The sequence below is a fragment of the Kurthia populi genome (assembly GCF_042686175.1).
In the GTDB taxonomy this organism is placed as follows: Bacteria; Bacillota; Bacilli; order Bacillales_A; family Planococcaceae; genus Kurthia; species Kurthia populi.
The window spans coordinates 1-20,639 of record NZ_JBHUOR010000124.1 but is presented as its reverse complement, the minus strand read 5'-3'; the positions used below and the strand labels follow the sequence as shown (position 1 = coordinate 20,639).

The 20,639-nt window shown below is 42.5% G+C and carries 25 protein-coding genes; 17 read left to right on the top strand and 8 right to left on the bottom strand.

Annotated features, from left to right (window positions below; genetic code table 11):
• Nucleotides 1-3 precede the first annotated feature (3 nt).
• Complete coding sequence (gene fdhF / locus ACFSY7_RS14415; protein WP_126989991.1) at nucleotides 4-2,943, bottom strand: formate dehydrogenase subunit alpha; 2,940 nt, start codon at nucleotides 2,941-2,943, stop codon at nucleotides 4-6.
• 629 nt (nucleotides 2,944-3,572) lie between these two features.
• Here fdhF and ACFSY7_RS14410 point away from each other — a divergent pair.
• The 4 genes from ACFSY7_RS14410 to ACFSY7_RS14395 are packed head-to-tail and all read left to right on the top strand — an operon-like array spanning nucleotide 3,573 to nucleotide 6,576.
• Nucleotides 3,573-3,920 carry a DUF2294 domain-containing protein gene (locus tag ACFSY7_RS14410; RefSeq protein ID WP_126989992.1) on the top strand — a complete coding sequence of 116 codons (348 nt, stop codon included), beginning with the start codon at nucleotides 3,573-3,575 and terminating at the stop codon, nucleotides 3,918-3,920.
• 11 nt (nucleotides 3,921-3,931) lie between these two features.
• Nucleotides 3,932-4,720 carry a formate dehydrogenase accessory sulfurtransferase FdhD gene (gene fdhD, locus ACFSY7_RS14405; RefSeq protein ID WP_126989993.1) on the top strand — a complete coding sequence of 263 codons (789 nt, stop codon included), beginning with the start codon at nucleotides 3,932-3,934 and terminating at the stop codon, nucleotides 4,718-4,720.
• Nucleotides 4,721-4,744: 24 nt separating this feature from the next.
• Complete coding sequence (moaA, locus tag ACFSY7_RS14400) at nucleotides 4,745-5,761, top strand: GTP 3',8-cyclase MoaA (RefSeq protein WP_380148307.1); 1,017 nt, start codon at nucleotides 4,745-4,747, stop codon at nucleotides 5,759-5,761.
• 35 nt (nucleotides 5,762-5,796) lie between these two features.
• Nucleotides 5,797-6,576, top strand: a complete 780-nt coding sequence (locus ACFSY7_RS14395; RefSeq protein WP_380148306.1) for a formate/nitrite transporter family protein — start codon at nucleotides 5,797-5,799, stop codon at nucleotides 6,574-6,576.
• A gap of 37 nt (nucleotides 6,577-6,613) precedes the next feature.
• On the opposite strand, the gene moaC is transcribed toward ACFSY7_RS14395, so the two are convergent.
• From moaC to ACFSY7_RS14380, 3 genes are read right to left on the bottom strand one after another with little or no spacing between them, the layout of a single operon-like run.
• Nucleotides 6,614-7,105 carry a cyclic pyranopterin monophosphate synthase MoaC gene (moaC, locus tag ACFSY7_RS14390; RefSeq protein WP_380148305.1) on the bottom strand — a complete coding sequence of 164 codons (492 nt, stop codon included), beginning with the start codon at nucleotides 7,103-7,105 and terminating at the stop codon, nucleotides 6,614-6,616.
• Nucleotides 7,102-7,677 (bottom strand): molybdenum cofactor guanylyltransferase, encoded by a 576-nt coding sequence (locus ACFSY7_RS14385; protein ID WP_380148304.1) that lies wholly within the window; start codon nucleotides 7,675-7,677, stop codon nucleotides 7,102-7,104. The genes moaC and ACFSY7_RS14385 overlap by 4 nt, the downstream gene beginning before the upstream one ends.
• Entirely contained in the window at nucleotides 7,674-8,168 is a 495-nt protein-coding gene (locus tag ACFSY7_RS14380) for a MogA/MoaB family molybdenum cofactor biosynthesis protein (protein WP_380148303.1), read from the bottom strand. The genes ACFSY7_RS14385 and ACFSY7_RS14380 overlap by 4 nt, the downstream gene beginning before the upstream one ends.
• A 97-nt stretch (nucleotides 8,169-8,265) precedes the next feature.
• Here ACFSY7_RS14380 and ACFSY7_RS14375 point away from each other — a divergent pair, with 97 nt between their 5' ends.
• The 5 genes from ACFSY7_RS14375 to moaD are packed head-to-tail and all read left to right on the top strand — an operon-like array spanning nucleotide 8,266 to nucleotide 11,757.
• Nucleotides 8,266-9,282, top strand: a complete 1,017-nt coding sequence (locus tag ACFSY7_RS14375; protein WP_380148302.1) for a thiazole biosynthesis adenylyltransferase ThiF — start codon at nucleotides 8,266-8,268, stop codon at nucleotides 9,280-9,282.
• A 12-nt stretch (nucleotides 9,283-9,294) separates the two neighbouring features.
• Entirely contained in the window at nucleotides 9,295-10,584 is a 1,290-nt protein-coding gene (locus ACFSY7_RS14370) for a molybdopterin molybdotransferase MoeA (RefSeq protein WP_380148301.1), read from the top strand.
• Nucleotides 10,548-11,066, top strand: a complete 519-nt coding sequence (gene mobB / locus ACFSY7_RS14365) for a molybdopterin-guanine dinucleotide biosynthesis protein B (protein ID WP_380148300.1) — start codon at nucleotides 10,548-10,550, stop codon at nucleotides 11,064-11,066. The genes ACFSY7_RS14370 and mobB overlap by 37 nt, the downstream gene beginning before the upstream one ends.
• On the top strand, nucleotides 11,067-11,534 hold the full coding sequence (locus ACFSY7_RS14360; protein WP_126990002.1) for a molybdenum cofactor biosynthesis protein MoaE: 468 nt from the start codon (nucleotides 11,067-11,069) through the stop codon (nucleotides 11,532-11,534). It abuts the gene before it with no gap.
• Nucleotides 11,527-11,757: a molybdopterin converting factor subunit 1 gene (gene moaD, locus ACFSY7_RS14355; protein WP_126990003.1), complete on the top strand. Its 231-nt coding sequence runs from the start codon at nucleotides 11,527-11,529 to the stop codon at nucleotides 11,755-11,757. The genes ACFSY7_RS14360 and moaD overlap by 8 nt, the downstream gene beginning before the upstream one ends.
• A 155-nt stretch (nucleotides 11,758-11,912) precedes the next feature.
• Here the strand turns inward: moaD and modB are convergent, their stop codons facing one another.
• Nucleotides 11,913-12,569, bottom strand: a complete 657-nt coding sequence (gene modB, locus ACFSY7_RS14350) for a molybdate ABC transporter permease subunit (RefSeq protein WP_380148315.1) — start codon at nucleotides 12,567-12,569, stop codon at nucleotides 11,913-11,915.
• A gap of 2 nt (nucleotides 12,570-12,571) precedes the next feature.
• A complete protein-coding gene (modA, locus tag ACFSY7_RS14345; protein WP_380148299.1) occupies nucleotides 12,572-13,363 on the bottom strand; it encodes a molybdate ABC transporter substrate-binding protein in 792 nt (263 codons plus the stop codon).
• Between the two features lie 101 nt (nucleotides 13,364-13,464).
• On the opposite strand from modA, the gene ACFSY7_RS14340 reads away from it, so the two are divergent.
• Nucleotides 13,465-14,352, top strand: coding sequence for a substrate-binding domain-containing protein (locus ACFSY7_RS14340; RefSeq protein WP_380148298.1), 888 nt, complete (start codon nucleotides 13,465-13,467; stop codon nucleotides 14,350-14,352).
• Between the two features lie 71 nt (nucleotides 14,353-14,423).
• Nucleotides 14,424-14,873, top strand: a complete 450-nt coding sequence (locus ACFSY7_RS14335; RefSeq protein ID WP_126990006.1) for an OsmC family protein — start codon at nucleotides 14,424-14,426, stop codon at nucleotides 14,871-14,873.
• A gap of 60 nt (nucleotides 14,874-14,933) precedes the next feature.
• On the opposite strand, the gene ACFSY7_RS14330 is transcribed toward ACFSY7_RS14335, so the two are convergent.
• On the bottom strand, nucleotides 14,934-15,578 hold the full coding sequence (locus ACFSY7_RS14330) for a hypothetical protein (RefSeq protein ID WP_380148297.1): 645 nt from the start codon (nucleotides 15,576-15,578) through the stop codon (nucleotides 14,934-14,936).
• Between the two features lie 87 nt (nucleotides 15,579-15,665).
• Here ACFSY7_RS14330 and ACFSY7_RS14325 point away from each other — a divergent pair, with 87 nt between their 5' ends.
• From ACFSY7_RS14325 to ACFSY7_RS14315, 3 genes are all read left to right on the top strand, one after another.
• Nucleotides 15,666-16,193 carry a hypothetical protein gene (locus ACFSY7_RS14325; protein WP_380148296.1) on the top strand — a complete coding sequence of 176 codons (528 nt, stop codon included), beginning with the start codon at nucleotides 15,666-15,668 and terminating at the stop codon, nucleotides 16,191-16,193.
• Between the two features lie 64 nt (nucleotides 16,194-16,257).
• A complete protein-coding gene (locus ACFSY7_RS14320) occupies nucleotides 16,258-16,908 on the top strand; it encodes a hypothetical protein (RefSeq protein WP_380148295.1) in 651 nt (216 codons plus the stop codon).
• A gap of 80 nt (nucleotides 16,909-16,988) precedes the next feature.
• Complete coding sequence (locus ACFSY7_RS14315; RefSeq protein ID WP_380148294.1) at nucleotides 16,989-17,642, top strand: PepSY domain-containing protein; 654 nt, start codon at nucleotides 16,989-16,991, stop codon at nucleotides 17,640-17,642.
• A 187-nt stretch (nucleotides 17,643-17,829) separates the two neighbouring features.
• Here the strand turns inward: ACFSY7_RS14315 and ACFSY7_RS14310 are convergent, their stop codons facing one another.
• Complete coding sequence (locus tag ACFSY7_RS14310) at nucleotides 17,830-18,111, bottom strand: hypothetical protein (RefSeq protein ID WP_380148293.1); 282 nt, start codon at nucleotides 18,109-18,111, stop codon at nucleotides 17,830-17,832.
• Between the two features lie 238 nt (nucleotides 18,112-18,349).
• Between ACFSY7_RS14310 and ACFSY7_RS14305 the strand changes: the two genes are divergently transcribed.
• Genes ACFSY7_RS14305 through ACFSY7_RS14295 form a run of 3 tightly spaced genes read left to right on the top strand, consistent with a single transcriptional unit; the run spans nucleotide 18,350 to nucleotide 20,540 of the window.
• The gene (locus ACFSY7_RS14305; protein WP_380148292.1) at nucleotides 18,350-19,207 is read left to right on the top strand and encodes a MurR/RpiR family transcriptional regulator; all 858 of its coding nucleotides are present in this window, start codon (nucleotides 18,350-18,352) and stop codon (nucleotides 19,205-19,207) included.
• Nucleotides 19,204-20,343: a M20 peptidase aminoacylase family protein gene (locus tag ACFSY7_RS14300; protein ID WP_380148291.1), complete on the top strand. Its 1,140-nt coding sequence runs from the start codon at nucleotides 19,204-19,206 to the stop codon at nucleotides 20,341-20,343. The genes ACFSY7_RS14305 and ACFSY7_RS14300 overlap by 4 nt, the downstream gene beginning before the upstream one ends.
• Nucleotides 20,340-20,540 carry a hypothetical protein gene (locus ACFSY7_RS14295; protein WP_380148290.1) on the top strand — a complete coding sequence of 67 codons (201 nt, stop codon included), beginning with the start codon at nucleotides 20,340-20,342 and terminating at the stop codon, nucleotides 20,538-20,540. The genes ACFSY7_RS14300 and ACFSY7_RS14295 overlap by 4 nt, the downstream gene beginning before the upstream one ends.
• The last annotated feature ends 99 nt before the right edge of the window (nucleotides 20,541-20,639 follow it).

Here is a 20,639-nt window from a genome sequence, read left to right as displayed (position 1 = left end):
ATGTTACACTCCTTCTTTTTCCGTCGTTAAGTGCACGTAGCCCGGGCGATCCCATTTACGCTGTACTTCAACCCCATTTTGCGGGTGACGTTTTTTATTACGCGGATTTGTTGCTGGAAGTGGATTTTTCCCTTTGCGTTTCAATACTTCAACGCGGATTTTTGTTTGCTTATAAGCCGGCGTTTGCGTATTAGCATCACCTTGTGAACCCGTTAAGAAGTTAATAGATGACTCTTTACTTGTTGAGTTCATAGGTAGGAATAACTCATTTCCTTGTACGCGGTCTGTAATAAGTGCTGGTACTTTTAGCGCGCCGTAAGGGGATACAAGGCGTAAAAGTGCACCGGTTTCAATACCGCGTTCTTTTGCAAGCTCAGGTGAAATTTCAACAAAGATTTCAGGTACTTTCAGTTGAATACCTGTTGATTTGTTGGTCATATTTCCTTCATGGAAGTGCTCAAGCATACGACCATTATTAATATGGCAGTCATATTGGCATTCATATTCTACTGGCGGTGCCCAGTCATTGAGTGCAAAGCGCGCTTTTTTGTCTGGGAAGTTGAAGCCATCAACGAATAATAGTGGTGTATTCGCTCCGGAGATTGGGTCACCCCATACGAAACTATTCCAGCCTTCCATGACATCGTAGTTATTTTGTGCGAAAACAGGAGACAAGCTCGCCATTTCTGCATAAATTTCACTTGGATGTTCATAGTGCCAGTTAGCACCAAGACGATTGGCAACATCTTGCACGATGCGCCAGTCAGGGCGAGAATCACCGAGTGGCGTTAATACTTCGTATAAACGTTGTACACGACGCTCGGTATTGGTGAATGTACCCTCTTTTTCAAGTGAAGGAGATGCTGGTAAAATAACGTCTGCATATTGTGCGGTACGTGATAAGAACACATCTTCAACGACACAGAAATCAAGTTGAGATAATACTTCATCTACATGGTTTGCGTTCGCATCCACAAGTGCCATATCCTCACCAACGATATACATAGCCTTCATTTTACCTTCTGATACAGCTTGCAGCATTTCTGGATTTGTACGACCTGGCGTTGCTGGAATTGTGGCACCATAGGCTTCTTCAAATTTCGCACGAGCGGCGTCATCTGTTACTTTTTGGTAGCCAGGTAGTAGGTTCGGTAGTGTACCCATATCACAAGCACCCTGTACATTATTGTGCCCGCGTAGTGGGTAAGCACCTGCGCCTGGTCGACGATAGTTACCTGTTGCTAGTAATAAGTTTGAGATTGCAGCAGATGTATACGAGCCACCTGTGTTTTGCGTTACACCCATACCCCAAAGGATACACGTGCCGTCCGCATCACGAATCATTTCGGCGATGTTGATGAGGGTTTCTTTGGCAATGCCTGTTTCCTCACATGCATAGTCTAACGTGTATTTCTCTAATACTTCTTTAAATGCTTCGTAATCATTGACATTGTCTTCGATAAATTTCGCATCATGCCAGCCTTGGTCGATCATATATTTTGTAACCGCCATTAGCCATACTTGGTCTGTCCCTTGTTTTGGTCGAATATGAATGTCTGAGCGTTCAGCCATTTCATTTTTTCGAATATCCGCGACAATAAGTTTTTGACCGTGTAATTTATGCGCACGTTTCACACGTGTTGCAAGTACCGGGTGACCTTCTGCTGGGTTTGCCCCGACGATAATGACAAGTCCTGCTTTGGCAATATCTTTAATCGTACCGGCGTCGCCACCGATACCAACTGTACGGCTTAAGCCATCTGTTGCGGGTGACTGGCAATAACGTGAACAGTTGTCGACGTCATTTGTATTGAATAATTGACGTGCCATTTTTTGAATTAAGTAGTTTTCTTCATTAGTAATTTTAGAAGAAGAAATGAAGCCGACAGAACCTGGGCCGAATTGTTGTTGAATGCCACCAAGTTTTGAAGCAACTAAATCAAGAGCCTCATCCCAGCTTGCTTCAACGAATTCGTCGCCTTGTCGAATCAATGGCGTAGTAATTCGGTCTTCAGAGTTAACGAAGTCCCAACCAAATTTCCCTTTCACACAAGTTGAAATAGCATTTACCGGACCTTCAGATGGTTGTACTTTTAAAATATGACGGCCCTTTGTCCATACTTCAAATGAACAGCCCACACCGCAGAAAGTACAAACGGTTTTCGTTTTCTTCGTGCGTTCGCTACGCATAGCTGATTCAATTTCAGAAATGGCTAAGATTCCGCTATACCCAGGCTCAACCTCTTTAATAAGGTCGATCATTGGGTCTAACATGTCTTGTTTCATACCTGTCATAAAGCCAGCTTGACCAAGCATTGATTTTTCCATTAAGGCGTTACATGGACAGACTGTGACACATTGGCCGCAGCTTACACATGATGAATCATTAATGGCTGCGCCGTCATCCCACTTAATGCGTGGACGTTCAGCTTCCCAGTCAAGTGATAATGTTTCGTTCACTTGGAGGTTTTGACATACTTCGACACATTGACCGCAGGCGATACATTGGTTTGGATCATAGCGGTAAAATGGGTGAGACATATCGACCTCGGTTGGGTCTACTTTCGGTGTATACGGATATTTTTGATGTTCGATGCCCATCATATCGACCGTATTGTGTAACGTGCAGTTTCCGTTGTTGTTATCACATACTGTACAGTACAGCATATGGTTCTCGAGTAAGCGGTCCATTGCTTCTGTTTGTGCTTCTTTCGCCTTTGGTGAAGCAAGCTGAATGTCCATACCATCCGTGGCCTTCGTTGAACATGAACGGACTAATTTGCCGTCGATTTCAACGATACATGTATCACATGTGCGAATCGGGTCGACCGCTTCGACATGACATACTTGTGGATGCTCGATATTATTTACGTTAATCGTATCAAGGATCGTAGCGCCCTCTGCTACATCATAAGAAACGCCATTGATTTTGATTTCCGTCAAAAGAAATTCCTCCTTCTCTTGCGTGATAAGTTTGAAAACGACAGCCCCATTTACAAATGCCCGTGCACTTGCGTGTCTTGTTATAAGGGTGATGTAGCCAAACCAATCGGCGCAAACAAGTTTAAAATTGAATTGTAGTTGCTATGAACGCATTATTTATCGTCGATGGAAATAAGGATTCATAGGAAAATTGCTGTAAAAACAAAAAAATCCACCACGAAAAAGACTGCTGCGAATTCGTAAAGACGCATAAGTTTTATTTCATGGTGGATGAGAGTTTTAGCAGTACTTGCTTAAAAAGCCAATCCGACATTTTAAATTTTAAGTCATAAAAACAACATCAAAACATAACGGTCATACCTACCTAAAATCTTACATAAAGTTTAAAAAACAATTGCTAGAAAGGGTATAGTAAGTATAAGCGCAATATCTCAACGCCATTTTTTATTCGTTTTCTAGTATACATGGCGCTTTTCAAAGATACAAGAAATTTTATAAAAAATATTACATGATAATCATTATCATTTAAAATAAGGCTTTTATTTTTCAAAAACTTGCTTTATCATTATCAAACTGTGAGGGTCATAAATCCCCTGTAGTTACAAAAAACACAGAAAGGAGCTTAAAAAATGTCAAAAAAAGTGCATGAATTTAACGAGATTATTCGTAAATTACGCAAAGATTTATTTGGGAAAGGGCCCGAACGTATTCACACGGTGTTTGTCGAAAACCTAGCAGTATCAACGCTTTACGGCAATATTACACCAACAGAGAAATTTATCGCAGGGACAACAGAAGGCGCCAAAATGGTGCACGAGGCACGTACGGCGATGATTCAAGATTTATATGCGCAGGCAACGCCAGATGGCATGGAAGAATTAATGGATGCCAAATTACTCCATTTATTTTCAGACATCAAAATCGAAGAGGATATGGCGGTTTCTGTCTTTGTTTTCGAGAAAACGATTGAGGAGTAGGGGGAATACCTATGGAGACACAAGTGAAGCGTCCTATCATCCGCGTGAGAGGGACACAGCATGAGGCAGTCGAGGATACGATTGTTACAGAACATGCGGTAACCGTCAAAATCAATCAACAGGAATTTGTGACGATGGTTTGCACACCGGAGTATGTCGAGGATATGGTGCTCGGCTATTTAGCGTCGGAGCGCATTATTCGCACATATGCCGATATCGATCGTCTATGGTATCAGGAAAAAGAAGGTGTCGTCCATGTGGAAACGACAAAGCTAAATCCATATGCGCGTGATGTGCAAAATAAGCGCTATATTACATCGTGCTGTGGCATGAGTCGCCAAGGATTTGTTTTTGCGAGTGATGCGTTAGCTGCGAAACAAATGGATGAGGTCCATGTGACGGTGACACCTGAGGATTGCTATCGCCTGATGCGTATGATGCAGCAAGAAGCCGTCACTTTTAAAGAAACAGGTGGTGTCCATAATGCCGCGTTATGCGATGCAAATGGCATCATTGTTAGCCGTATGGATATTGGGCGTCATAATGCGCTCGATAAAATTTATGGTTACTGCATGAAGCACGAGATTTCGATGGACGATAAAATTATCGTCTTTAGCGGGCGTATTTCATCTGAAATTTTAATGAAAGTATCAAAAATCGGCTGTGAAATCGTGTTATCTAAATCAGCACCGACTGAGTTAGCACTTAGCTTAGCGGAGCAATTAGGCATCACGACGATTGGCTTTATTCGTAATGAATCGCTGAATATTTATACGCATCCAAAACGTGTGAACTTATAAAAACAAAAAGGAGGAGGTGTGAAGATGAACCCCATTTATGATCAATTGAAAAGACCATTACGTGATTTACGTATTTCGGTAACGGACCGTTGTAATTTCCGTTGTAGTTATTGTATGCCAGCCGAGGTTTTCGGCCCGGACTTTGCTTTTTTACCGTCTGATAAAATTTTAAGCTTTGAGGAAATCGAACGCCTTGTGAGAATTTTCGTGTCATTTGGTGTAAAGAAAATTCGTATTACGGGTGGCGAACCGTTAATGCGTCGTGATTTACCTGTGCTCGTCCGCATGATTCGTGCAGTCGAAGGTGTCGAGGATATTGCGATGACGACAAATGGCTCGTTACTCAAAAAATATGCGAAGCCGCTAAAGGAAGCGGGACTCGACCGCGTATCGATTAGCTTAGACTCACTAGAGGATGAGCGTTTTCAAGCGATGAATGGCAATCGCGGCAAAGTAAAAACGGTGCTTGCTGGTATTGAGGCAGCGGCAGAAGCAGGACTCTACGTAAAAATGAATATGGTCGTGCAAAAAGGTAAAAACATCGAGGATATTTTACCGATGGCTCGTTATTTTAAAGAAAAACAGCATATTTTACGCTTTATCGAATATATGGACGTTGGCAATTCAAATGGTTGGCGCTTGGATGATGTATTTTCGAAAAAGGAAATTATCGACGAAGTGCAAAAATTCTCTCCTGTAAAGGCACTTGCACCTAATTATCGTGGTGAAGTTGCGTCACGTTTTCGTTATGAGGACGGCGGCGGAGAAATTGGTGTGATTTCATCTGTAACCGATTCATTTTGTGGTAATTGTTCACGTGCGCGTATTTCGGCGGAAGGAAAATTATATACATGTCTTTTCGCAACAGAAGGCACAGATTTACGCGACTTACTGCGTTCGGACTTAGACGATGCGGCAGTCGGTGCAAAAATTGCATCGGTCTGGGAGCAGCGTACGGACCGTTACTCAGAGGAGCGTACAGAAGAAACAGTTAAACGTCGTAAAAAGGCAAAAATAGAAATGTCACATATCGGCGGTTAAGCATGTTGTAAGTTTTTTGATTAAGGGAGAGTAACATGGCTTTTTATAAACCAGAGGAAATTACAGAAATCGCAACAAATACCGGCGTGAGCAAAGTCCAAAGCAGCATGTTAAAAATGTTGATTTTAGGCTTTTTCGGGGGCGCATTTATTGCGTTTGGCTTTTTATTAGATATTCGCGTAATGGGCACAATGCCAGCAGAATGGGGAAGCTTCGCGACATTTATTGGCGCCGCAGTATTCCCAATCGGTCTTATTTTAGTATTACTTGCTGGGGCAGACTTAATTACCGGTAATATGATGACGGTGCCAATGGCATTTTATGCGAAAAAAATTACATTCGCAATGCTTGCTCGTAACTGGTTCTTCGTCACATTAGCCAATTTACTTGGTGCCTTATTTATTGCTTACTTCTTTGGCCATTATTTAGGCTTAACAGAAGGTGCATTTGCTGAAAAAACAATGGCCATCGCACAAGGGAAAGTCGATGCCACATTTATGCAAATTTTCGTATCAGGTATTGGCTGTAACTGGCTAGTATGTTTAGCAGTATGGTTATGCTTTGGTGCACAAGACTTTATCGGTAAAATTTTAGGCATTTGGTTCCCAGTAATGGCTTTCGTGACAATCGGCTTCCAGCACGTTGTCGCAAATATGTTCGTGATTCCAGCGGGTATTTTTGCAGGCGCAGATGTTACATGGGGCGATTTCTTACACAATGTCGTACCTGCTTTCTTAGGAAATGCAGTCGGTGGGGCAGTATTTGTTGGTCTTGCCTACTATATCGCATTCCAAAAAAAAGCGGCTAAATCATAAAAAAAAGGAATCGCGCGAGTTGGCGATTCCTTTTTCATTAATCGATTTTATCATTTACAAATGTACCACTTTTACCACCTGTTTTTTTCAGGAGATAGGTGTTTTTGATAATCATCGATTTATCAACAGCTTTACACATATCATAAAACGTAAGGGAGGCAATGGATACAGCTGTTAATGCTTCCATTTCAACGCCTGTTTTACCGTCACATTTCACAGTTGCTTCGATGTGCAGATCATAGCCTACAGCCGTTTGTTCATAGGCAAAGGTAAAATCTGTCCCCTGTAGCATAATCGGGTGACACATCGGGATAATATCGGCGGTTTTCTTCGCGCCCATAATGCCGGCAATTTGTGCTACTTGTGTCGGGTCCCCTTTTTTGATGTTGCCTTGCTCGATGGCTTCGTAAAGCTCTGTTGATAATGCAATCGTACTGCGCGCAACGGCTGTACGGCTCGTTGGTTGTTTATCGGAAATGTCGACCATCTTAGGACGGCCATCTTCATTCCAATGTGAAAATTCACTCATTCGTTATCTCCTTTATCGCCTTGAGGCCAGTCCTCAACGGCATTAATATTTAAAAATGTTGTCGTATCATTCATTTCAACGAATGATACGCGGACTTGATGAAGCAACGCACGCATACTTCGTTTATTATCAAAAAGTGCCTGTTTTGCTTGCTCAAGTGCGCGTCGATGATAGAGTGCTGCGAGGGGTTGCCAGTTGTCATTTGACGTCGGAATCACTGCATCACAGTTTGCTGTTATTTGGCGGCAAAGTGTCGCAATAAATGCGGCATCAATAAAGGGCATGTCTGCCGCAACGACAAAATACCAATCAGATTCGACTTGCTCCATAACATGAGTGAACGCATAAAGCGGGCCCTCATGCGGTGTTTGCTCGGTAATAAACGTCACGTTTTCATCTGAGAAATGTGGCAGTAGCGTCTCATTTGTCGCAATGATGACAGGGAGTGCATTTTTTTCAAAGGCATCGACCGCGACCTTGTATAAGGGCCTTCCCCTAAAGCGTTCAAACATCTTCGGCTTGCCGTAGCGCGATGATTTTCCGCCAGCTAAAATGACGCCGGTAATATTCATCGGCGCTTTAGCTCGCCTAAAAAATGTTGCACAGTTGGCACGATGAGTTTATCCATACCAAGCTTGACCGCATTCGTTGAGCCGGGGAGGGCATAGATAGCTGTTTCGGCATGAGCACCAGCAACGGCGCGGCTAAACATCGCTTTTGGTCCAATGTCATCATAGCTTAGTATGCGAAATAGTTCGCCAAAACCGGGCATTTCCTTATCAACGAGTTGTACGACGGCATCATATGTGACATCACGCTTCGTAAAGCCAGTGCCACCGGTCAATATAATCGTATTAATCGACGGATCACTGCACCAAATACGTAGCTGTGCAAGCAGTTCGTCGAGCTCATCTTTTAAAATTTTATAATCAATTACGTCAAAATTTGCCTGCTTCAATGCGTGCAAAATGGCTTGACCACCCTTATCGTTTTCAGTCGTACGCGTATCGCTTACCGTTAAAATCGCGGCATGTACGCGTTCCTGTTCATGGGTTGGATGCATGAATCATCGCCTCCTTCGGGCATAAAATCAATGTTTATATTATAATGCTAACAATCAGTACGTCAAACAAAATTAAACAAGAAAGGAAGTAGCTGTCATGAATGACCGTTATTCTCGTCAACAACTCTTTACCCCCATTGGAGTGGAAGGACAGCAACATTTACAACAAAAACATCTTTTAATCGTTGGCGCAGGGGCGCTTGGTAGTGCAACGGCTGAGCCACTTGTGCGCGCGGGCGTCGGACGTGTTACGATTATTGACCGCGACTATGTGGAGTGGAGTAATTTACAGCGTCAGCAATTATATACCGAGCAACATGCACGCGAAAAAACACCAAAGGCCATTGCTGCAAAAGAACGACTGCAAGCAATTAATGCCGACGTCGCAGTAGAGGCCATCGTCGGGGATGCCAATGTCGAGACATTGACGGAGCTTCTCTCGGACGTCGATTTAGTTATCGATGGTACCGATAATTTTGATATTCGCTTTATTATCAATGATTTAACACAAAAGCATCATATTCCATGGATTTATGGCTCTTGTGTTGGTAGTTACGGCGCGACTTATACGATTTTACCGGGCACAACACCTTGTCTGCATTGTCTACTACAGGCGATGCCAAATACAGGAATGACCTGTGATACAGTAGGCATTATTAGTCCGGCAGTTCAAATTGTTGCGGCTTACCAAGTAGCAGAGGCTTTTAAAATTTTAACGAATAACTATGCGGCACTACGCGGCACCTTTTTAACATTTGATGTATGGCAAAATCAGCATTTTGAAATGAAAATGCAGGCCGCAAAAAATCCCGTTTGTCAAAGCTGTGGCGAAGCGCCGAGCTATCCGTATTTAGCGTTTGAACAGCAAACGAAAAGTGCTGTATTATGCGGGCGTGATGCGGTTCAAATCCGTCCGGCACAGTCGAAAAATTATGATTTAGAGGCGCTTGCGAGCACATTAGCAAGTCAGGGGGCGGTCCAACAAAATCCGTATTTAATATCATGTCAGCTAGCGGAGCAACGCATCGTTATTTTTAAGGATGGACGTGTGCTCATTCATGGGACCCATGATATTCACTATGCAAAAAATTTATATTATCGTCTATTAGGCTAAGGAGTGAACAATATGTTAGAAAAAAGAACACCAATCGCGGTTGGCGAAGCGGTGAAGCGCGTCATGCAGTATGCAACAGAAGGAAAAGTAGAGCAGGTGGACATTACTGAGAGCTACGGACGCTACGTCGCAGAGGATATTGCGGCCGATCAGGATGTGCCCGCATTTGATCGTTCACCCTATGATGGATTTGCGATTCGTGCCATTGATAGTGCGGCCGCTTCTGCTGAAAATCCGGTCGCATTTGAGGTCGTTGGGACCATTGGTGCCGGCTTTGTATTTGATGAGCTTGTCGAACCGGGGCAGGCAGTGCGTATTATGACCGGCGCACCGATTCCTGCTGGCTGTGATGCAGTCGTCATGCTTGAACTGACAAAGGGATATGAGGCAGACGGTAAAACCTATATGACCATTAAGCGCGCATTTTCAGCAGGGACGAATATTTCTTACCGCGGCGAAGATGTGAAGCAGGGTGCGGTACTTGTGAAAAAAGGCACGTATATTAATCCGGGTGTGTCTGCCTTGCTTGCGACATTTGGCTATGCGCAAGTCCCCGTTTTTGTAAAGCCTGTTATTGGCGTCATTGCTACAGGGAGTGAGTTGCTTGAGCCACATGAAGTACTAGCACCAGGAAAAATTCGTAATAGTAATGCCTATATGATGCTCGCACAAATTGAACGTGCCGGCGCAACGGCGAAATATTATGGTAAGTTAAGTGATGATTTAGCCGTCTGTATTGAAGCCGTTAAAAAAGCGATGGCGGAGGTCGACTGTTTAATTACAACGGGCGGTGTATCGGTTGGAGACTTTGATTATTTACCAGCAATTTATGAGGCAATTGGTGCAGATGTGTTATTTAACAAAGTCGCACAGCGTCCCGGTAGTGTGACGACGGTTGCACAGTGTGACGGACAGCTCTTATTTGGCTTATCTGGCAATCCATCTGCATGCTATGTCGGCTTTGAATTGTATACAAAACCGCTCATTAAAGCGGCGCTTGGGAGTCAAGCGCCACATCTACGTCGTGAAAAAGCGACACTTGGCGTGGATTTTAAAAAGCCGAATCCATTTACGCGCTTCGTTCGTAGTACAGTCACTGTGACGGACGGCAAGCTTGTCGCGACACCATCTGGCTTTGATAAATCGAGTGCGGTGTCGTCACTTGCGGATGCCAATGCCTTTATCGTGTTACCCGGTGGAACGCGAGGCTATGAAGCGGGCATGCAGATTGATGTCTTACTACTCGAAGATACGAATGGAAGTGCATGGCCTTGGGACAACATCGTACCGTCTTACAGATAGTTGGTTATCAAAATAGCGGCAAAACAACGCTTGCAGAAAAACTGATTTCCTATGCATGTAATAAGGGCCTGCGTGTTGGCTCGATTAAGCATCATGGTCATGGCGGTGCACCCGCTTCGAATTTAACGAAGGATAGCACCCGTCATGCACAAGCAGGCGCTGTAGTTTCCGCCGTTGAAGGGGACGGTGTTGTACAGCTCCAACTCGCCAAAAATACATGTGCATTAAATGAGTTAATTCATTTATATGAACAAGCGCTTTTGGTTAATTTTATAATTGTAGAAGGGTATAAAACTGAGTCATATCAAAAGGTTGTGCTTCTTAAAGAGCCTGAAGATGTGAAACTTTTAACCTTATCAAATATTGTCGCGGCTATTTATTGGCCGACGTTTCCACAAGCATTATGTGAAAAAATTCCGCATTTTGCGCTGCAGGATGAGGCAGCATATCTATCATTTTTAGTAACGAAAGAAGGATGTTAAATGACAGCGCGTTTTGAAATTAGCAGTGAGCCACTTGTCGTAGATGACGTCACACAAAAAGTTGTCAGCAGAAATGCAGGCGCGATTACAGTATTTATCGGTACAGTCCGCGAGCTAACAAAAGGCAAAAAGACAGTATCACTTGAATACGAGGCCTATCCCGCGATGGCCATTAAAATGTTTGAGCAAATCGAGCGTGAAATGCATGAAAAATGGCCGGAAGCACAACTAGCGATTACCCATCGTGTTGGTAAGCTTGACATCACCGATATTGCGGTTGTCATTGCGGTATCATCGCCACACCGAAAAATCGCTTATGAAGCGAATGAATTTGCGATAGATCGCATTAAACAAATTGTGCCGATTTGGAAAAAAGAGCACTGGGAAGACGGTACGGAATGGATTGGCGACCAGCTAGAAAATGTACCATACCGAGCAGGTGCGCCTAAGGAGGAATTGGATGATTAATGTATTGTTATTTGCGCATTTACGTGAAACCGTTGGCGAGGAGAAGCTTGTCATCGAAGCGGAGAAGATGAGCGTTTCGGACGTCAAAGCATGGCTTGAAGCCCGCTATCAACTTGAGCTTTCAACGGTTATGAGTGCCGTGAACGAGGAATTTGCGATGGACCATACAATCGTACAAAGTGGCGATGTCATTGCATTCATTCCTCCGATTAGTGGGGGTTAAAAAAGAGGCTGGAATAAAACACGTCATGTTCCTTTTTTTAGCGTTCGCAACGAAAAACCGGAACCGCGCTACAACGCGATTCCGGTTTTTCTTATGCTCATATGAACGGTTGTTTTTATACGTATGTCAAAGCCTCTTTCATTTCATTTTCATTCTTATTTTTGAATCGTATGCACACTAAGGAGCATGACGAAGGAAATCAAAATCATGACGCCGACCCATAGCCAGGCAAGCTGCATATTACCGCCATCAATTGCGGTATAAATCGCTAGTGGTGTCGTTTGTGTTTTACCCGGTAAATTTCCAGCAAACATTAAGGTCGCACCGAATTCACCGAGCGCCCGCGTATAACATAAAATACCACCGGCAATAATCGCTTTAAAGGCCATAGGAATTGAAATGTAGAAGAAGATTTTCCATTCAGACGCGCCATCGACTCGCGCTGCATTTTCAATATCTTCATCGACGCCCTCAAAGCCCGTCTTAACGGTTTGATACATGAGTGGAAAGGCGACAATAGCCGAGGCAAGGACCGCTGCCCACCATGTAAACATAATCGGTTGTCCGAAAAACCATTCAATGCCCTGTCCGACAATGCTGTTGCGACCAAAAATCATAATGAGCAAGAAGCCGACAACGGTAGGTGGGAGCACAAGTGGTAAGAGCATCACCGTTTCGAGAATGATTTTTCCACGAAAGCGTCGTTTTGCCATAAATTTACCGATAAGAATACCGAAAATAATCGCCATTGTTCCCGCAACGAGTGAGATCTCAATGGATAGTTTTATCGGCGTCCAAAAATCGGTTAGCATCATTAGTTCGCTCCTTTAAATCCGTAATCCTGAAAGACTTTCATAGCGTCATCTGATTGTAGGAATCGATAAAATGTATCGGCCTCGTCAAAATGCTTGCTATTTTTTAAAACGCCGACAGGGTAAATAATCGGTGTATGTGATTTTTCGTCCGCTGTTGCGACGATTTTTATTTTATCGCTTGTAAGCGCATCAGTTTTGTAAACGATTCCGGCATCAACATTGCTCGTCTCCGCATACGTTAATACTTGACGCACATCTTTTGCATAGACAATGTTTGCTTTGATTTTTGTCCAGACGTCAATTGATTTAAGGGTTTCAATACCATACTGACCAGCAGGAACTGAGTCGGGTGTACCGAGCGCGACTTTATCTGCTTTTGGTAAATCTTCAAATGAGTCAATTTTTTTGTCATTTGCAGTTGGCGTTACGAGTACAAGTTCATTCGCTAAAAGATCGGTCCCGTCTTTTTTATCAATGTCACCCTCATCGACTAGGGTGTCAAATTTATCTTCGGCAGCAGAGAAGAATACATCAACAGGTGCGCCTTGTGAAATTTGTTGTTGGAGCGCGCCGGAGCCGCCAAAATTATACGTAATTTTAACGTTCTTATGTGCATCCTCATACGTTTTCGCAAGGTCTGTTAAAGCATCTTGTAGACTTGCTGCTGCAGAAATCGTTAATTCGATTTGTTCAGTAGAAGTTGCTGTTGTTTTTGCATCATTATGGCCACAGCCAGCTAAAATGCTACCTGCAAGTAATAATGATGTCATAAATGTACGTGATTTTTTCATTTGTTATAGGCCTCTTTCTGTATATGAGTTATAACAAGACATAACTAATTATAACTAGTTATAATTAAAAAGAAAATAAAAATATAAAAAAGGTGATTTTTATGCAAAATCAAACATCGTATACAATCGAAGAAGTAGCGCAATTACTGAAAGTATCCAAGTTAACAATTTATGATTTAGTGAAAAAAGGTGAGCTACCAGTGTTCAAAGTAGGGCGTCAAATGCGCCTAGCATCAGAGGACTTAGATGTATATATCGCAAAGCATCGCATGAACAGCAATCAGGAGCAAAAAACCATTATCATTAGCGGACAGGATATGGCGCTCGATATTTTAGGAAAGCATATTGAAGCGCGTCTTGGCTATAAGGTGTTGCGTTCGCGTGAGGGCAGCTTTAATGGTCTGCTTGCAATGTATGAAGGCAATAGCGATATTGCGAGTCTGCATATGTATGATGGTGATACGACGGCTTATAATTTACCATATATTCGTAAAGTATTCGTTAGCCACCGCTATATTTTACTGCGTCTTTTGACACGAAAGGCGGGCTTTTATGTAGCAAAGGGCAACCCACTCCATATTACGAGCATTGCCGATTTACAAGGGGATGTGCGCCTCGTCAATCGTGAAAAGGGCTCGGGTATTCGGACGCTACTTGATGAACTACTGCGCACACATGGCATTTCTCAGACACAGGTGGCAGGCTATGGGCAAGAGGAGAAGGACCATATTAGCGTGGCATCAGCAGTAGCAAGCGGTGCGGCAGATGTTGGCTTAGGCATCGAAAAAACAGCGCGTCTTGTCGATGTAGATTTTGTGCCAATTATAGAGGAAAGCTATGATATTGTGCTACTGAAAAATGATGGCAATGAAGCACTGATTTCGACGGTGCAGGAAATTTTAAATGATGCTGCGTTTCAACAAGAAATTCATGCAATTGGTGGCTATGATGTTTCACAAATGGGGACAGTCGTCTTTGAAACGATTTAAAATATATTGACAAACACTATAAATGTAACTATTCTTACTATAATACTAGGCATTTGAAAGGGAGTTACAGCATGGCAAAAACAACGGTGAAGGCACAAGCCCATTTACAAGACAATTATCGTGTAGAAGTATCTGCACGCTCACACAAGTTAATTATCGATGAGCCCGAACGTCTAGGTGGCACAGATGAGGGCCCCAATCCAGTCGAAGTATTACTAGGCGCTTTTGGTGCTTGTCATTCGATTGTAGCACGTACATATGCGAAAAAATTTGACATTGATTTACAAGATTTTTGGGTCGAATTAGAAGGGGATTTTGATACGGATGGCTTTTTAGGGAAATCAGATGTACGTCCAGGCTTCTCTGATATTCGCTATACATTCCATCTTCAAACGACTGCTTCAGATGAACAGGTACAAGCATTTATTGCATATATCGAGGCGCATTGCCCAATTGGCGATACATTAGCAAACCTTGTAAATGTGTCACTTGCAGGCTATGTTATTGAACAAACGGTTTAAAAAAAGAGACTAAAAAGGAGTCGTGCATTGGCACGATTCCTTTTTTAATGAACGAATAAGCTAGTGCTTCGACACATACAATACGCTACCTCGTTCAAATGTTAGCTGGCGAGAAAAATGAGGAATGTCGTGCTCAAGCTGTCGCATTTCACGTGATGTCGGCACTGATACCGCTTCATCAGATAAATCATAGCTATTTTGGCGACGCCATAATGGCCATGAGAAGCGGCGGTTTAAAAGTGCATCATTAAACGCTTCTAGCTCAGCCAGCGTCATATGCTGCTCCGTTGCATAGGCGCTATTGAGCACGCGACCATCTATTAAAGCCGTCATCCAGTGCAGTGAGGCATTGCGTTCGCGCTCATACCACTTGTGCTTTCGAATGCCTGGCACGATATAAAAGCCGTCATCGTATGTACCAAGCGCTGTAATCGGTATGATTTTTGCTTCATACAATGGAAATTCAAGTGCATGACTAAGCACACGACTATGCTGATTTAAAAAACTAGCGAGTGCTTCACATGAGAAAAATTCCCCAAGTAATGTTTCACCGGCTGCACCTTTTTTGCCGTAGGATGTGTCGCGAATAAGAGTGATGACGGCCTCATCAATTTCTTGTGTGTGGGCATGTAAAGGATGGAGCGCATGGACACCATTTAAAAACGCATAAATGCCGCATGTGCTCCCACGTTGTTCTAAAATCATGTAAACACTTCCGTTTCTGTCATATCTATTATAGCAGGTGCAACGTTTTCACGATATAATGGGAAAAATATGAAAAAGAGGTGCTTTATGAAAAAAATCACAACTATACTTGCGATGACGCTATTACTTGCTGCCTGTGGCGATAAGCAGACAGAGGATGCGGCGCCACAACCACTTAAATCGACGACAGAAACGCAGTCTAAATCAGCGACGTCTAAAAATGTAGTTCAGGAAGAATCAGTCGTGCTGTACAATCATTTCTCTGACACAGATGACCATGTGTCAAAAGGAGAGTCAGTGCCCTATGTATATAAACGCGATGGCTCACTCACACAATTTTTACTGAAAAACTTAGAATACAATCAATATGTAAAAGCGTATAGTGTCTCTAAAAATGAAAAAGTAGTCATGCTGAATTTTAAATCATCTGTTATGAAAACATCGTTATTCCAGGGCTCTACAGGAGCAACTCAAACACGTGAAGCCATTGGCAAAACCTTTTTTGCGAATATGGCGAAGCTAAAAACATTAAAATTCCGCTTGAACGGAAAGCAAGAGGAATGGGATCATATGAATTTTACAGATTATTCACGTAAGGATTTTAAATTGAATTAATTGTGACAAGTTCATTAGAATTGTTGAATTTCTGTAAAAATTATCCTTATTTTGATGCGCTATAATGAAAAAAATGGCGTTAGGGGTTGGAAATATGGCAATTGGTTACTTTTTTCTTGGTGATACAGGCTTTCATGTAGCGCAGCATTTAGCGCAGAAATTACCGAATATGCAGTTTATTTCACTGCATAAAACGAGCTATATGGCGCAAAACTATCGTGCATTATTAGCGTTAGAGGAGACGGAGCAATGTCATCATCCGTATGATAATATTCCAGATTATATCGAATGCTTACGCGGAAAAATGTTATTTTGCACTGCGCCAGAGAGGCAGTTTGGCTCACTTGACGCGGCTCACTGCACGGAGCGTATTGCCGCCTATGCAGATTTAATAATGCGCATGATGGCACCGTATGACCGCATCGTTCTAATTATGCGTCCGGGTCAGGCAAGTGGGGAACTTTGTGCGGATTATTGCGTGACATTGGCTAAAAGGCTTCATAAGTCTGTGCATATGATAACAACGCGTGGATTATTATTTGAAAAACAAATGAAGCGACTTGCAGCTATACATTTACGACAATTAAGGCGTCTAGATGTGCCGATTCATGTCATTGAAGTACCAATCCACAAACCACGCATCCTTGATACATATACCGATTTATATGCTGCCATGGCACGACAGGTAGTAACCATTGATTATGAAAAGGTGTAAAATGTGTCAGATTTTTCATTTTTATATGTCCTAAAACCGGGTAGAGAATAACTAACACGGAAGAGAGGATGCGATAGGAAATGAAAAAATGGCAACTACTTGGTACGGCGAGTGTATTAGCGCTAACGTTAGCAGCATGTGGGAATGATGATAAATCGACTTCAGATGGTGATAATACAGCGGTAGAATCTCCCGATAAAGAGAATACATCTTCAACTAATTCAAATAATGACAGCAATGATAATGACGATAACAATGATGATAATTCATCTACTGTCGTTGATAAACGTGCAGTAAAGGATGCACCATTAGCACTAGACGAGGCATTAGCTACATTTGATGAAACGTACAAAGGTGCTAAAATTTCATCTATTGAGCTAGATGAAAGTAACCGTCAATTTACGTATGATATTGAAGGTTTTGATGATAAGAAAGAATATAGCGTAGAAATTGGCGAAGATAATAATGTTATTGAAAAGAACGAAGAAAATCGTGATAAGGGTGATGACTATCAGGAGCTAATGCGCGATGAGTATATCACACCTGAAGAAGCAATTGATAAGGCAAGTAAGGTATCAGAAGTGGGCGATTTAGTGGCAACAAGCTGGTCACTTGATTATGATGACGATGAAAAGGCTGCCGTATATCAAGTGAAATTTGAAAATACAAAAGACGAAGTAGAAGTAACACTCGATGCGAAAACGGGTGATCAACTAAATGTAGAAAAAGACTAAAAATGAGACGAAATTCTTTATTTCTATAGCTTCACAATAAAAAAGAGGCTGGGACAAAACACGTCATTTTCCTTTTTTAGCCTTTACAAAGAAAAACCGGAACCGCGCTACTGCGCGATTCCGGTTTTTCTTATGCTCATAGGAGTGGTTGTTTTTTCACGTATGTCGAAGCCTCTTTTTTCGATGCTTACATACTTGTGATAAACATGGCTATTACATAAAGAATAACCAATAAGCCGCCGACAATCATGATTGAAAAGGCCAAATAATCTACCGCTCGAGGCATTCCTTTTTTGGTTGCTACTATAAAGCCTACGATGAGTCCAAGAAATCCGGCGACGAGCCAGACGATACTCGCGATACTGTCAGGGAAGCGGCTTAAAAGACCAACGAGATAAAAAAGAACAACAATCATTTGGATAAAAATAATTGTAAGACAGCTATAGAGCCATCGCTTTGCATTGTTCATCGTAACACCCCTTATTGTAGATAGAACGTTCGCTGGAAGGAAATGGTTTCGTAAGGATTATGCTGAAAAATGCTTCTTTTTGAAACGAAAAACCTCGAAATAGTCGAAATGAACGAAATTTTCAGAAAAATCATTGAATTCGCGATATATTAATGGTAAAGTTTTTATACGAAATGAAGTACATACTTCAAAATAATAAAAAAAGAAGTTGAAACTTTAATTAAGGGGGGCGCTGCCAATGTTTCAAGATTTAATTCAACAGCATTATGAAAAGCTAACGAAAAGTCAAAAGGTTGTTGCGCACTACGTCTTAGAGCATCCGGATGTGATTGCGCTGCACGCGGCCTCGGAGGTAGGCAAGCAGATCGGTGTCAGTGAAACGACGATTATTCGCTTTTGCTATCAGCTCGAACTTGGTGGCTATACCGATTTACAAAAGCGCGTGCAAAAGACCTTGGTGGCAAAAGAGGGCAGTACACTTGGCACCTATTTAGCAACAAATGCACTACGTGAAGAAGAGCATTTTTCAGCAGCTGTGATGCTACAAGATGTGGAGCGCCTCCAAAAATTTGCGTATCAAATTAATGATCAGGACTTTAAGCAAGCATCAAAGAAATTACATGCAGCCCGTCATATTTATATTTTAGGCTTACGTTCATCCTATGCTGCTGCTGAATGGAGCGCCTTTACACTCAATGTTGTGCGTCAGCAAGTCACACTCCTTCGACCAGAAGCACAGGACGTTATCCATACCATTAGTCAAATGGATGAGCGCGATGTGCTACTCGTCTTTTCATTCCACCGTTACTATAAGCAAACGATTGATTTGACGAAAATCATTCAAAAACAGGGCGTACATGTTATCGGCATTACAGATTCACCACTTGCGCCGATTCGGCGATATGTGAATACCATTTTCCCATTCACATCTAGTCGTAAATCAACCATTGATATGATGCCGAGCATTTTATCATTTATGAATACTCTTGTAATTGGGATGACTGCTGAAGATCCAGCAGCTTATGAAAGCTATCAATCTGCATACGATGCCGTTGATAGCAGCAACTTATTTTTAGATGGAGATGATGAGTCATGACAACACAACCGTTATCATCCGAGTTACAACACATTTTTAATTATTTACACGCCAACCCTGAGAAGAGTTGGCATGAATTTGGCACAACGCAATATATTGCATCTTATATAAAGGAAATGGGACTAGAACCAATTACCTTCAATGATTTGACCGGACTTTATGTTGATATAGGTAGTGGCTCACCTGTGGTAGGGCTTCGCACAGACATTGATGCGCTATGGCAGGAGGTAGATGGTGTGCTACAGGCGAATCATTCATGTGGTCATGATGGTCATATGACGATGGCGCTTGGTGCGTTAAAGGCGCTTCAAACAAAGCATCAGCCAGAGCATGGCACGATTCGCGTATTATTTCAGCCAGCTGAAGAAAAAGGAGCCGGTGCGTTAGCATTTGTTGAAAAAGGCATCGTCGATACAATCGATTATTTATATGGTGTGCATGTGCGCCCAGTTCAGGAACTTAAAAATGGACAACATAGCCCAGCGCTTTATCATGGTGCAGCGCGACTCATTACAGGTGTTATCCATGGTGTCGAGGCACATGGCGCACGACCTCATCTTGGGAAAAACGCGATTGAAATTGGTACGGATTTAGCGATTGGCTTACGAACGATTCATATTGATCCGATGATTCCGACCTCAATTAAATTAACGTCCTTTCACGCAGGCGGGGATGCAGCGAATGTTATTCCCGGTAAAGCGACGTTTAGTATCGACCTCCGCAGTCAAACGAATGAAGGCATTGACGAAGCAATGGCGCAGCTGAAGACGATTATTGAGGGTGTGGAGCATAAATATCATGCGACAATTCATTATCAAATTGATGCTAATATTGCCGCGGCGGAAGTATCAGAGGAAGCGAAAAGCTTTATGCAACAGGCAATTATTGAAACAGTAGGTGCCGAAAATCTAGCACCACCTGTTGTGACACCAGGTGGCGAGGATTTTCACTTTTATACATTGAAACGCCCGCAAATTAAAGCAACAATGCTTGGACTTGGCTGTGATTTACAGCCGGGACTACATCATCCGAATATGACATTTAATACGAACCAACTGCAGCAAGGTGTCGAAATTTTAACACGTACAGTGCTAAATACCTTTGCGGCGATTCAAAAGGAAGTGCTTGTAAAATGATTACCTATAAACCATTAAAAACGATGGAAGAGATGGAGTGTGTCAGTGAAGTAGAGTCAAAGGTGTGGGGCATGTCACCGATTCCAACACATCAAACTGCCACCGCGATTAAAAATGGTGGCATCGTCATTGGCGCCTATGATGAGCAAAATCTAATTGGCTTTAGCTATGGGTTTGCCGGCTTTAATAATCGATAGATTGTCAAATTAACTGCACCACTTCACATTCAAATGCATCCTGTGTGGTATTCCAGTTGAGGCACTTTCTTGGTCGATTGTTGATCAATGAAAGTGCTT

Excerpts from the sequence above, each read along its gene's own strand:
- ACFSY7_RS14410 (WP_126989992.1), top strand. The coding sequence starts at position 3,573 with ATGTCAAAAAAAGTGCATGAATTTAACGAGATTATTCGTAAATTACGC.
- fdhD (WP_126989993.1), top strand. The coding sequence starts at position 3,932 with ATGGAGACACAAGTGAAGCGTCCTATCATCCGCGTGAGAGGGACACAG.
- moaA (WP_380148307.1), top strand. The coding sequence starts at position 4,745 with ATGAACCCCATTTATGATCAATTGAAAAGACCATTACGTGATTTACGT.
- ACFSY7_RS14395 (WP_380148306.1), top strand. The coding sequence starts at position 5,797 with ATGGCTTTTTATAAACCAGAGGAAATTACAGAAATCGCAACAAATACC.
- moaC (WP_380148305.1), bottom strand. The coding sequence starts at position 7,105 with ATGAGTGAATTTTCACATTGGAATGAAGATGGCCGTCCTAAGATGGTC.
- ACFSY7_RS14385 (WP_380148304.1), bottom strand. The coding sequence starts at position 7,677 with ATGAATATTACCGGCGTCATTTTAGCTGGCGGAAAATCATCGCGCTAC.
- ACFSY7_RS14380 (WP_380148303.1), bottom strand. The coding sequence starts at position 8,168 with ATGCATCCAACCCATGAACAGGAACGCGTACATGCCGCGATTTTAACG.
- ACFSY7_RS14375 (WP_380148302.1), top strand. The coding sequence starts at position 8,266 with ATGAATGACCGTTATTCTCGTCAACAACTCTTTACCCCCATTGGAGTG.
- ACFSY7_RS14370 (WP_380148301.1), top strand. The coding sequence starts at position 9,295 with ATGTTAGAAAAAAGAACACCAATCGCGGTTGGCGAAGCGGTGAAGCGC.
- mobB (WP_380148300.1), top strand. The coding sequence starts at position 10,548 with ATGGCCTTGGGACAACATCGTACCGTCTTACAGATAGTTGGTTATCAA.
- ACFSY7_RS14360 (WP_126990002.1), top strand. The coding sequence starts at position 11,067 with ATGACAGCGCGTTTTGAAATTAGCAGTGAGCCACTTGTCGTAGATGAC.
- moaD (WP_126990003.1), top strand. The coding sequence starts at position 11,527 with ATGATTAATGTATTGTTATTTGCGCATTTACGTGAAACCGTTGGCGAG.
- modB (WP_380148315.1), bottom strand. The coding sequence starts at position 12,569 with ATGCTAACCGATTTTTGGACGCCGATAAAACTATCCATTGAGATCTCA.
- modA (WP_380148299.1), bottom strand. The coding sequence starts at position 13,363 with ATGAAAAAATCACGTACATTTATGACATCATTATTACTTGCAGGTAGC.
- ACFSY7_RS14340 (WP_380148298.1), top strand. The coding sequence starts at position 13,465 with ATGCAAAATCAAACATCGTATACAATCGAAGAAGTAGCGCAATTACTG.
- ACFSY7_RS14335 (WP_126990006.1), top strand. The coding sequence starts at position 14,424 with ATGGCAAAAACAACGGTGAAGGCACAAGCCCATTTACAAGACAATTAT.
- ACFSY7_RS14330 (WP_380148297.1), bottom strand. The coding sequence starts at position 15,578 with ATGATTTTAGAACAACGTGGGAGCACATGCGGCATTTATGCGTTTTTA.
- ACFSY7_RS14325 (WP_380148296.1), top strand. The coding sequence starts at position 15,666 with ATGAAAAAAATCACAACTATACTTGCGATGACGCTATTACTTGCTGCC.
- ACFSY7_RS14320 (WP_380148295.1), top strand. The coding sequence starts at position 16,258 with ATGAAAAAAATGGCGTTAGGGGTTGGAAATATGGCAATTGGTTACTTT.
- ACFSY7_RS14315 (WP_380148294.1), top strand. The coding sequence starts at position 16,989 with ATGAAAAAATGGCAACTACTTGGTACGGCGAGTGTATTAGCGCTAACG.
- ACFSY7_RS14310 (WP_380148293.1), bottom strand. The coding sequence starts at position 18,111 with ATGAACAATGCAAAGCGATGGCTCTATAGCTGTCTTACAATTATTTTT.
- ACFSY7_RS14305 (WP_380148292.1), top strand. The coding sequence starts at position 18,350 with ATGTTTCAAGATTTAATTCAACAGCATTATGAAAAGCTAACGAAAAGT.
- ACFSY7_RS14300 (WP_380148291.1), top strand. The coding sequence starts at position 19,204 with ATGACAACACAACCGTTATCATCCGAGTTACAACACATTTTTAATTAT.
- ACFSY7_RS14295 (WP_380148290.1), top strand. The coding sequence starts at position 20,340 with ATGATTACCTATAAACCATTAAAAACGATGGAAGAGATGGAGTGTGTC.